Raw genomic sequence first — 8,915 nt, forward strand, 5'->3', positions numbered from 1 at the left:
GACCGGGGTGACCTGGGATAGCGCGGCGTTTCGCGCCGGGCTGACGATCGGGGTGACGATCACCGCGGTCAACAACGAAAGCTATACGCCCGAGCGGCTGAAGGCGGCGATCGCCGCGGCCAAGGGCGGCGCGGCGGTGTCGCTGCTGGTAAAGAAAGGCGACGAATATCGCACGGTTGCGCTCGACTGGCACGACGGGCTGCGCTACCCGCGCCTCGAAAAGATCGGCACCGGAGAGGGTGGTCTCGACAGGTTGTTGGCGCCGCGCTGATCGTGCGGTGCGATTGGCGCGTGCGCATTGCCCCGTTCCGGGGGCGATGGCCTGCGCGCCGGCCGTGAACGAAGAAGGACATCATGCGCATCGATCTCATCCCCGTGGGCAAGAACCCGCCCGAGGACCTGAACGTGATCATCGAGGTGCCGACCGGCGGCGAACCCGTGAAATACGAGTTCGACAAGGAATCCGGCGCGTTGTTCGTCGATCGCATCCTGCATACGCCGATGCGCTATCCGGCGAATTACGGCTTCGTGCCGCATACTTTGTCGCCCGACGGCGATCCGCTCGACGCGCTCGTCATCTCGCGCTCGCCGTTCATCCCGGGCTGCGTCGTCCGCGCGCGCCCGATCGGGGTGCTCAAGCTCGAAGACGAGCATGGCGGCGACGAGAAACTGGTGTGCGTGCCGGTCGACACGACCTTCCCTTATTATACCGATGTCGGCGAGCGGCAGGATCTGCCCTCGATCATCTTCCAGCAGATCGAGCATTTCTTCAGGCACTATAAGGACCTGGAGACCGAGAAGTGGGTGCGTATCGGCGAATGGGGCGATGCCGCCGAGGCGCGCAAGATCGTGATCGAGGCGATCGACCGCGCCAAGAACGCCAAGGCCGCCTGAGCGAAAAGCGGGTTAGGCGCGCTTCGCCTTGCGCGGGGCGCGCCGGCCGGCGGCGATCGCGGGCGCGGCCCATTCGCGCATCGCGTCAGCATCATCATATACGTCATCGGGCGCGCAGCGGTAGTTCATCGTCTGCGGCGTGCCGTCGCGCATATAGGTGAAATATGCGCAGCCGGCGGCGTCCCATAAGGCGGCGCTTTCGGCATCGGCCTTGAACCACAGGGTCTCGTCGTCGACGATCGCGAAGACCACGCCGTCGAGATAGAGCACCGCCCCGCCCATCATCCGCCTTTTGGTCACCGTGCCGAGCGGGGCGAGCGCTTCCGCGACCCAATCGATCAGCCCGCCGTCGGCGCTCATGCGGTGGCCTTCAGCCCGGCGATGCACCCGACGATGCCGAGGATCAGCAGTCCGCGCACGGCGGTGAGCGGCTCGCCGAACCACAATATCCCGACCATGACGGTGCCGAGCGCGCCGATCCCGCCCCAGACGGCATAGGCCGTGCCCATCGCGATCGAGCGCGAGGCGAGTTCGAGCAGCCCCATCGACAGCGTGACTGAGACGAGGAAGCCCAAGGTCCACGGCACGTTACGGAAGCCGTCGACATAACGCAGGCAGGTGGTGAACCCCACTTCGAAGCACCCGCCGACGATCAGCCACAGCCACGCCATCAGCCGCGCCCCGCGAGCCGGACGAGCGCATCGCCCGTGACGCGTTGGACGGTCCATTCGTCCATCGCGGTCGCTCCCATCGAGCGATAGAAATCGATCGCCGGGGTATTCCAGTCGAGCACCGACCATTCGAACCGCGCGCAGCCGCGATCGAGCGCGATTCCCGCGAGATGGGCAAGCAACGCCTTGCCCGCCCCCGAGCCGCGCGCGGCCGGGGTGACGTAGAGATCCTCCAGATAGATCCCGCGCTTGCCGGTCCAGGTAGAGAAGTTGTGGAAGAACAAGGCGAAGCCCACCGGAACCCCGTCGCGTTCGGCGATCAGCGCCTCCGCCGCGGGGGGCGTCGCGAACAAGGCGTCGGCGAGCATCGCCTCATTCGCCTCGACGGCATCGGGCTCGCGCTCATAATCGGCGAGCTCGCGGACGAAGCGCAGGATCGTGCCGCAATCCTGCGGCGTGGAAGGACGGATCGAAACGGTCATGCCGGGCTCATTATCGTCTGGTGCGCTTGCGCGGAAGCGGCATCAGCACCGCCGAATCCGGCCCGGTCGCCGCGATATCGCGACGCCGCGCGGCATAGAGGCATGAAGCGATGATGATCGCGGCGCCGGCGAGCGTGAACGGCGACAGATGCTCGCCGAACACGAGAAAGCCGAGCGTCGCGGCATAGACGAACGAAGTATATTCGGTCGTCGCGAGATAGCCGGTCTCGCCGTGGGCATAGGCCCAGCCGAGCAGGAACAGCGAGGCGGTGGCGAGCAGGCCGCCGGCCAAAATCTTCCACCATTGCGCCGCCTCGGGCACCGCGAGCAACCACGGCGCGCCGAGCGCGAGGAAAGCGGTGACGATCATGCCCTGGAAGAAGGCGATCTCGCCCGGGCCGGCGGCCTGGCTCTGCATCCGCGCGACGACGAGGTTGACCGCATAGAGCAAGGCCGACGCGAGCACCGCGGCCGATCCCGCCAGTGCCTCCGGGCCCAGCGACGCGCGCGATTCGCCCGCCAGCACCACCAGCACCCCGGCGAAGGCGGCGAACGATGCGCCGATCACGCGCGCGCCGACGCGCTCGTGGAGGAACAGCGCGCCGAGCAGCAACGCGGCGAGCGGCGCGATGTAGGAGAGCGTGATCGCCTGTGCCATCGGCACCCGCGCGAGCCCCCAGAAGAACAGCAAGGCCATCGCCGCGGTGATCGCGCCGCGAATCACGTGCAGCCGCATCGCACGCCGTGTCGGCCGCGCGCGCCCGGTCGCGGCCCACGCCCCGAAGCCGAACACCGCCGAGACGCCGGTACGCCAGATCAACGCATTATAGACGCCGAGCGCGAGCGTCAGCGACTTCATGAACGCGTCCATGATCGAAAACAGCCCGATCCCCGCCGCCGCGACGGCGAAGGCCAGCGCGGGGGAAAGCGGGCGATTCATGCTCTTGGCTTAGCCGGCGGCGAAGCGGCGCGCTACTTCAGCCGCATCTCGTCGTTGCTGATCGATACCGTCGCGATCTGGCGCAGATAGGATTGGCCGAGCAGCGAGACGGTCAGATTGGGCAGCACCACCGCCGGCACCGATCCGGCGCGCTTCCCGTCCAATTCCATCCGGTCGATCATCACCGGCTGGCCGCTGAGCTCGCCCCCGGCGCTATAGCCGACGCGGACGACCTGCGACGGATCGAAATTGATATGCGCGCGGCGCGCGTCCTCGGGGGTCAGCGCCACGGTCGACGCGCCAGTATCGACGACGAAGCGGATCGGCTCGCTGTTGACGTTGGCGAAGGCATAGAAATGCCCGTCGCCCTCGCGCCGGATCACCGTTTCGCGCGGCGGCGCGGGCGTGGCGGTCGCGGCTGCCGCCGCCGGGGTGGCGGGCGCCGGCGCGGGCGAACGCATCGCGGTCGGCAGGGCGAGGCCGATCACGGTGCCGAGGGCGATCATCATCAACATCGCGATGCGCATCGCGGCGGCATAGCCGGGCAAAAGCTGCGACGCGGTTGAACGCCGTGGTTAACCGGCGGGCGCGGCGCGATCTATTCGGCCGCGACCTTGTCCGCGTCGCTCGTCGCCTCGATCTCGGCCGCCTTGGCCTCGACCAATTTGACGATATGTTCGATCATGTCGGCGTCCTGCACATGGTGGTCGGTGACCCCCGACAGATAGACCATATGCTTGCCGTTGCCGCCGCCGGTGATCCCGATATCGGTCTCGCGCGCCTCGCCCGGCCCGTTGACGACGCAGCCGAGCACCGAGAGCGACATCGGGGTGCGGATATGCTGGAGCCGCTCCTCCAGCGCCTGGACGGTGCGGATCACGTCGAACCCCTGGCGCGCGCAGCTCGGGCAGCTCACCACGCGTACGCCGCGGTTGCGGATGCCGAGGCTCTTGAGGATCTCGAACCCGACGCGCACCTCGTCTTCGGGCTCGGCCGAGAGCGAGACGCGGATCGTGTCGCCGATTCCGTACCACAGGAGCGAGCCGATCCCGATCGCCGATTTGACCGTCCCGCCGACGAACCCGCCCGCTTCGGTGATGCCGAGATGCAGCGGGCAATCGACCGCCTCGGCGAGCTGCTGGTAAGCCGCCACCGCGAGGAAGATGTCGGATGCCTTCACCGCCACCTTGAAATCGTGGAAATCGCGGTCCTGCAGCAGCTTGATATGATCGAGCGCGCTTTCGACCAGCGCCTCCGGGCACGGCTCGCCATATTTTTCGAGCAGGTCCTTTTCGAGGCTGCCGGCATTGACCCCGATGCGGATCGCGCAGCCATTGGCCTTGGCGGCGTTGACCACTTCGTTGACGCGCTCGGCCGAGCCGATGTTGCCGGGGTTGATGCGCAGGCACGCCGCCCCCGCATCCGCCGCCTCGAGCGCGCGCTTGTAATGGAAATGGATGTCCGCGACGATCGGCACCCGCGCGGCGCGGGCGATTTGCTTGAACGCGGCGGTGCTTTCGACATCGGGGCAGCTGACGCGGATGATGTCGACCCCGGCCTCCTCGCAGCGGCGGATCTGGTCGATCGTCGCGCGCGCGTCGCTGGTGGGGGTGTTGGTCATCGTCTGGACGGTGACCGGGGCGTCGCCGCCGACGGGGACGTTGCCGACCATGATCTGGCGGCTCTTGCGGCGCTGGATATCGCGCCAGGGACGGACGGACATGAACAAGCTTCCTATCGGAGTTGTCCGCGATATAGCGGCTTGCATCGCGGAACGAAACGCCCGCCGATCGAGAGGAGCCGATAATATGACTTTTTCGCTTTATGATGCGGTGATTCCGTCCAACCTGCAGATCCTCGGCGCGGTCGCCGGGCTGATCGACAAGGCGGAGGCGTTCGCGGCCGAAAAGCATATCACCCCGGAAGCGATGATCGACGCGCGGCTCGCGCCGGACATGCTGCCGTTCGGCTATCAGGTGAAATCGAGCGTCGATCATTCGGCCGGTGCGGTCGCCGGGGTGCGCGCGGGGAGCTTTTCGCCCAACCTCTCGCCCTGGTCGACCGATTTCGCCGGCTTGCGCGCGATGGTGCAGGAGGGGATCGACGCGCTCAAGGCGCTCGACCCCGCCGAGTTCGATGCGCTCGCCGCGCGCGATTGCGAATTCCGCATGGGCGATCTCAAGCTGCCGTTTGGCGGGGCGACCTTCCTATTGAGCTTCTCGCAGCCGAATTTCTATTTCCACGCGACCACCGCTTATGACGTCCTGCGCGCCAAGGGCGTGAAGCTCGGCAAGCGCGATTTCCTGGGCCAGCTTCGCGTCAAGCTGTAGCGCCGCCGCGCCCGCCGGCGATTGTTCTTGCCGTCCCAGCCCCCTATGCGGGCCGGGATGGCACGACATTATGGGATGGACTGGCTGCGCGTCGGGGCCTTCGGGCTGCTCATCCTCTATCATATCGGCATGGTCTTCGTGCCGTGGAACTTCCACGTAAAATCCTCGCACGTCGAGGATTGGACGACGCTGCCGATGATGGCGACCAACGCCTGGCGGCTGCCGTTGCTGTTCGTCGTCTCGGGCTATGCCAGCCGCGCGCTGCTGCGGCGCTCGGTCGGGGTGGGGGGCTTTCTCGCCAATCGCAGCTGGCGGCTCCTCGTGCCCCTGGTGTTCGGGATCGCGGTGATCGTTCCGCCGCAATCCTGGGTCGAGCTGGTCACCAAATATCATTATGCCGCCGGCTTCCCCTATTTCTGGCTGCACGATTATTTCCGCTTCGGGATGCTCGACGGGATCGTGTTGCCGACGTGGAACCATCTGTGGTTCGTCGGCTATCTGTGGGTCTATACCGTCGTGCTGGCCGGGCTGGTCGCCTTGGTGCGGACCGAGGTGCTCCAGCGATTGTTCGATCGCGCCTTCGCCGGCTGGGGGGTGCTGGTCATCCCGATGCTTTGGGCGCTCGCGGTCCACGCCTGGTGGTTCCCGATGGCGGGGGAGACGCATGCGCTGGTCGACGACACGATGGCGCATTTCATGTACGTCCCCGATTTCCTGTTCGGCTTCGCGCTCGCCCGGTCCGAGCCGGCGCTGGCGGCGCTGCGGCGCTATTGGCCGGTGGCGGCGGTGCTGGGGCTGGCCGGCTTCGCCTGCGTGGTGACGATCGAATATAGCTGGCCGCCGTCGGTGCCGACCCCGCGCTGGGTCTATCGCCCCTACGGCGCGGCACATGCGGTGCAGCAATGGGGGACGATCGCGGCGCTGATCGGGGTTGCGGATCGCTGGCTCAATCGCGACGCGCCGTGGCGCGCGATGCTGACCGAGGCGGTGTTTCCCTTCTATATCATCCACCAGACGATCATCGTCGTGGTGATGTTCTGGCTGTTGCCGCTCGGTCTTTCCGGCAACGCGGAATTCGCGATTCTCGTCGCCGCGACGGTGGCGGGATGCTGGGCCTTCTACCTCGGCGGGCGTGCGGTGCCGCTGCTGCGCCCGCTGATCGGCCTGCGGGCGCGTTGATATGAAAAGGGGACGGGAATGAGCGACGACGATTATGTGTTCGACGAGGAAAGCGGCGAATGGCTTCCGGCGAGCGAACTGGCCGCGAAGCAGGCCGCGGCGGGGCAAGTCGAGGTGCGCGACGCGGTGGGCAATCTCCTCGCCGACGGCGATCAGGTGACCTTGATCACGGATCTCGACGTCAAGGGCGCCGGCCAGACGCTCAAGCGCGGCACCTTGATCAAGTCGATCCGGCTGACCGGCGACGCGCAGGAGATCGACTGCAAGTTCGACGGGATCAAGGGGCTGGTGCTGCGCGCCGAATTCGTGCGCAAGCGGTAAGGGGGGCAAAGCGTGGCCGATCCGAAGATGGACCCGACGTGGCTCGCGCCGCTGCGCGGCGAATTCGACAGCGATTATATGGCTGCGCTGCGCCAGTTCCTGGTCGCGGAGAAAGCCGCCGGGAAACAGATCTTCCCGCATTCGAGCAACTGGTTCCGCGCGCTCGAGCTGACCGCCTTGCCCGATGTGCGCGTGGTGATCCTCGGGCAGGATCCGTATCACGGGCCGGGGCAGGCGCACGGATTGTGCTTCTCGGTCCGCCCCGGGGTCAAACCGCCGCCGAGCCTCGTCAACATCTACAAGGAACTCCACACCGATTGCGGGATCGAGCCGCCGGCGCACGGCTTCCTCGAAAGCTGGGCGCAACAGGGCGTGCTGCTGCTCAACAGCGTGCTGACCGTGGTGAGCGGGCAGGCCGCCTCGCACCGCGATCGCGGGTGGGAGAAATTCACCGACGCGGTGATCCGCCTGCTCGCCGCGCGGCCCGAGCCGATCGTGTTCATGCTGTGGGGCAGCTATGCGCAGAAGAAGGCCGGGTTCGTCCCGAGCATCGAGCGCGGCGGGCATCATCTAGTGCTGAAGGCGCCGCACCCGTCGCCGCTCTCGGCGTATAACGGCTGGTTCGGCAGCCGGCATTTCTCGCAGGCCAATGCGTTTCTGGAACGCAACGGGCGCGGGACGATCGACTGGGCGTTGCCCGCGCGGGTGGAGTAGCGAGTCTACTTCCGCCCCGTTCGCCCTGAGCCTGTCGAAGGGCTGCACTTCTGCGGAAGAAAGGGCAGGGCTTCGACAGGCTCAGCCCGAACGGGGATGGGGCGTCCTGAATTGACTAGAAGAGTGGAAGGTTGGGTTGGCGCTGGATTAGCGACCAGCGTCCAAACGGGACGTGGCGGCCGTCTCCGCTCCTGATCAGCAGGAGCTCGTCCACCGTCCAGCCGATCGGGTCGATCGTGACGCGGTGATCCGAGTCTTGCCCGTAGGCCAGCGTCACATGCGGATTGAAGGGACGAGTTGGCAGGATCAGCCCTGACCGGGCGAGGTGGCGGATCAGCGAGCGACGGAACGCCCGCATCGCGCGCAGTGCCTCGCCGCCGCCGCGGAGAGTGTTTTCTTCGATCCGGTCGAACTCGATATAGAACGGATCGGCAAGGAATCGGGTCAATATGGCATTCAGCCAGTCGATCCGTGGATCGGGCCATTCTTTTTCTGACCCCAGCGGATCGACCGTGATGTGAAGTCGAGCAGGATCGTAGCCGTCCTCGATACCCAACACCTGCTTGTGTCGCGTTATCTCGGACAGTTCGCTCGGCGGGGGTTTGATCATGAGGTAGAAGTCGCGTGACGGGGGCATAGCATGGAATCCGACTCGGATTATGTTCGCTATATGTTCTCAATAGTTCGACGATTATGCAAGCCGCTGAGAGTAGCCCTATAGCGGCCCGTGCTACCAGACCTCGATGACCGCCTCGAATTTGGTCTTCTCGCCGCGCCGCCACGCCGTCATGCGGAGGCGTGCGGGGACGATGCTGTCGCCGCGATAGTCCGGCTCGACCTTCATCCTGTCGATGCTGCCGTCGCGCGACATCCGCTTAAGCGTTCCAATGACGAGCGCCCGGGTGGTCACGACGGCGGGCGGGAGATAAATGATGTTTTCCTTGTCCGGTGGCCCGCCAAGCTCGGCCGGAAAAGCGAGACTTTCCACCAGATAGCCGTCTGCGACGAGCTTCCTTGCCGCGGCGACGCTGGTGACGGCGGAAAAATCCGGGCGTTTGGCAGGCGCGAGCCCGCCTGCCATCACCACCGCCGGAATCGCCAGAAACAGTGATGGCAGGATGCTCATCGGCCTATTCGGTCACCGCGAGGCAAGCCCCGCCGCGCCTTTCGGCCATCTCGGCCCCCTCAATCGTGCTCCCGCCCACCGGCACCCATATAAAGCTCCCGGCCGGTTTCGTTGTAAATTTCGCTCATCTCCTTCATCCCCGCCTCGGCGGTATCCGCCGCGACGAAGGCGTCGGCATTCTGGTTCTGCAGCCGGGCGAAGTCGCGCACTTCCTGCGTGATCTTCATCGAGCAGAATTTCGGGCCGCACATCGAGCAG

At 66.2% G+C, this 8,915-nt stretch carries 13 protein-coding genes and 2 pseudogenes; 6 read left to right on the forward strand and 9 right to left on the reverse strand.

Going from position 1 to position 8,915, the window contains the following annotated elements:
• Nucleotides 1-271 (forward strand): annotated as a pseudogene (locus BGN95_RS19880) (M61 family metallopeptidase); the annotation flags it as partial.
• Nucleotides 272-354: 83 nt separating this feature from the next.
• Complete coding sequence (ppa, locus tag BGN95_RS19885) at nucleotides 355-894, forward strand: inorganic diphosphatase (protein WP_179513128.1); 540 nt, start codon at nucleotides 355-357, stop codon at nucleotides 892-894.
• A 12-nt stretch (nucleotides 895-906) separates the two neighbouring features.
• Here ppa and BGN95_RS19890 read toward each other — a convergent pair whose 3' ends face one another.
• The 6 genes from BGN95_RS19890 to ispG all read right to left on the reverse strand — a co-directional run bounded on the left by BGN95_RS19890 (nucleotide 907) and on the right by ispG (nucleotide 4,710).
• Nucleotides 907-1,254, reverse strand: a complete 348-nt coding sequence (locus BGN95_RS19890; RefSeq protein ID WP_286773778.1) for a TfoX/Sxy family protein — start codon at nucleotides 1,252-1,254, stop codon at nucleotides 907-909.
• The gene (locus BGN95_RS19895; protein WP_286773779.1) at nucleotides 1,251-1,565 is read right to left on the reverse strand and encodes a DMT family transporter; all 315 of its coding nucleotides are present in this window, start codon (nucleotides 1,563-1,565) and stop codon (nucleotides 1,251-1,253) included. The genes BGN95_RS19890 and BGN95_RS19895 overlap by 4 nt, the downstream gene beginning before the upstream one ends.
• The gene (locus BGN95_RS19900; protein ID WP_179513131.1) at nucleotides 1,565-2,047 is read right to left on the reverse strand and encodes a GNAT family N-acetyltransferase; all 483 of its coding nucleotides are present in this window, start codon (nucleotides 2,045-2,047) and stop codon (nucleotides 1,565-1,567) included. The genes BGN95_RS19895 and BGN95_RS19900 overlap by 1 nt, the downstream gene beginning before the upstream one ends.
• A gap of 10 nt (nucleotides 2,048-2,057) precedes the next feature.
• A complete protein-coding gene (locus BGN95_RS19905) occupies nucleotides 2,058-2,987 on the reverse strand; it encodes a DMT family transporter (protein ID WP_179513132.1) in 930 nt (309 codons plus the stop codon).
• Between the two features lie 32 nt (nucleotides 2,988-3,019).
• Nucleotides 3,020-3,496 (reverse strand): retropepsin-like aspartic protease family protein, encoded by a 477-nt coding sequence (locus BGN95_RS19910; protein ID WP_179513133.1) that lies wholly within the window; start codon nucleotides 3,494-3,496, stop codon nucleotides 3,020-3,022.
• Between the two features lie 89 nt (nucleotides 3,497-3,585).
• Complete coding sequence (gene ispG / locus BGN95_RS19915) at nucleotides 3,586-4,710, reverse strand: flavodoxin-dependent (E)-4-hydroxy-3-methylbut-2-enyl-diphosphate synthase (RefSeq protein WP_179513134.1); 1,125 nt, start codon at nucleotides 4,708-4,710, stop codon at nucleotides 3,586-3,588.
• 85 nt (nucleotides 4,711-4,795) lie between these two features.
• Between ispG and BGN95_RS19920 the strand changes: the two genes are divergently transcribed.
• Genes BGN95_RS19920 through ung form a run of 4 tightly spaced genes read left to right on the forward strand, consistent with a single transcriptional unit; the run spans nucleotide 4,796 to nucleotide 7,531 of the window.
• Nucleotides 4,796-5,317 carry a DUF1993 domain-containing protein gene (locus tag BGN95_RS19920; protein ID WP_286773780.1) on the forward strand — a complete coding sequence of 174 codons (522 nt, stop codon included), beginning with the start codon at nucleotides 4,796-4,798 and terminating at the stop codon, nucleotides 5,315-5,317.
• 57 nt (nucleotides 5,318-5,374) lie between these two features.
• Entirely contained in the window at nucleotides 5,375-6,496 is a 1,122-nt protein-coding gene (locus BGN95_RS19925) for an acyltransferase family protein (protein WP_286773781.1), read from the forward strand.
• 18 nt (nucleotides 6,497-6,514) lie between these two features.
• The gene (locus tag BGN95_RS19930; protein WP_286773782.1) at nucleotides 6,515-6,817 is read left to right on the forward strand and encodes an alkylphosphonate utilization protein; all 303 of its coding nucleotides are present in this window, start codon (nucleotides 6,515-6,517) and stop codon (nucleotides 6,815-6,817) included.
• Between the two features lie 27 nt (nucleotides 6,818-6,844).
• Nucleotides 6,845-7,531, forward strand: a complete 687-nt coding sequence (gene ung, locus BGN95_RS19935) for a uracil-DNA glycosylase (RefSeq protein WP_284698866.1) — start codon at nucleotides 6,845-6,847, stop codon at nucleotides 7,529-7,531.
• Nucleotides 7,532-7,646: 115 nt separating this feature from the next.
• Here ung and BGN95_RS19940 read toward each other — a convergent pair whose 3' ends face one another.
• The 3 genes and pseudogenes from BGN95_RS19940 to BGN95_RS19950 form a co-directional block, all read right to left on the reverse strand.
• The gene (locus BGN95_RS19940; RefSeq protein WP_286773783.1) at nucleotides 7,647-8,141 is read right to left on the reverse strand and encodes a 2'-5' RNA ligase family protein; all 495 of its coding nucleotides are present in this window, start codon (nucleotides 8,139-8,141) and stop codon (nucleotides 7,647-7,649) included.
• Nucleotides 8,142-8,261: 120 nt separating this feature from the next.
• Complete coding sequence (locus BGN95_RS19945) at nucleotides 8,262-8,657, reverse strand: hypothetical protein (RefSeq protein WP_286773784.1); 396 nt, start codon at nucleotides 8,655-8,657, stop codon at nucleotides 8,262-8,264.
• A gap of 59 nt (nucleotides 8,658-8,716) precedes the next feature.
• Nucleotides 8,717-8,915 (reverse strand): annotated as a pseudogene (locus BGN95_RS19950) (phosphomethylpyrimidine synthase ThiC); the annotation flags it as partial.

The organism is Sphingomonas sp. 66-10, from assembly GCF_001897045.1.
Classification (GTDB): Bacteria; Pseudomonadota; Alphaproteobacteria; order Sphingomonadales; family Sphingomonadaceae; genus Sphingomonas; species Sphingomonas lycopersici.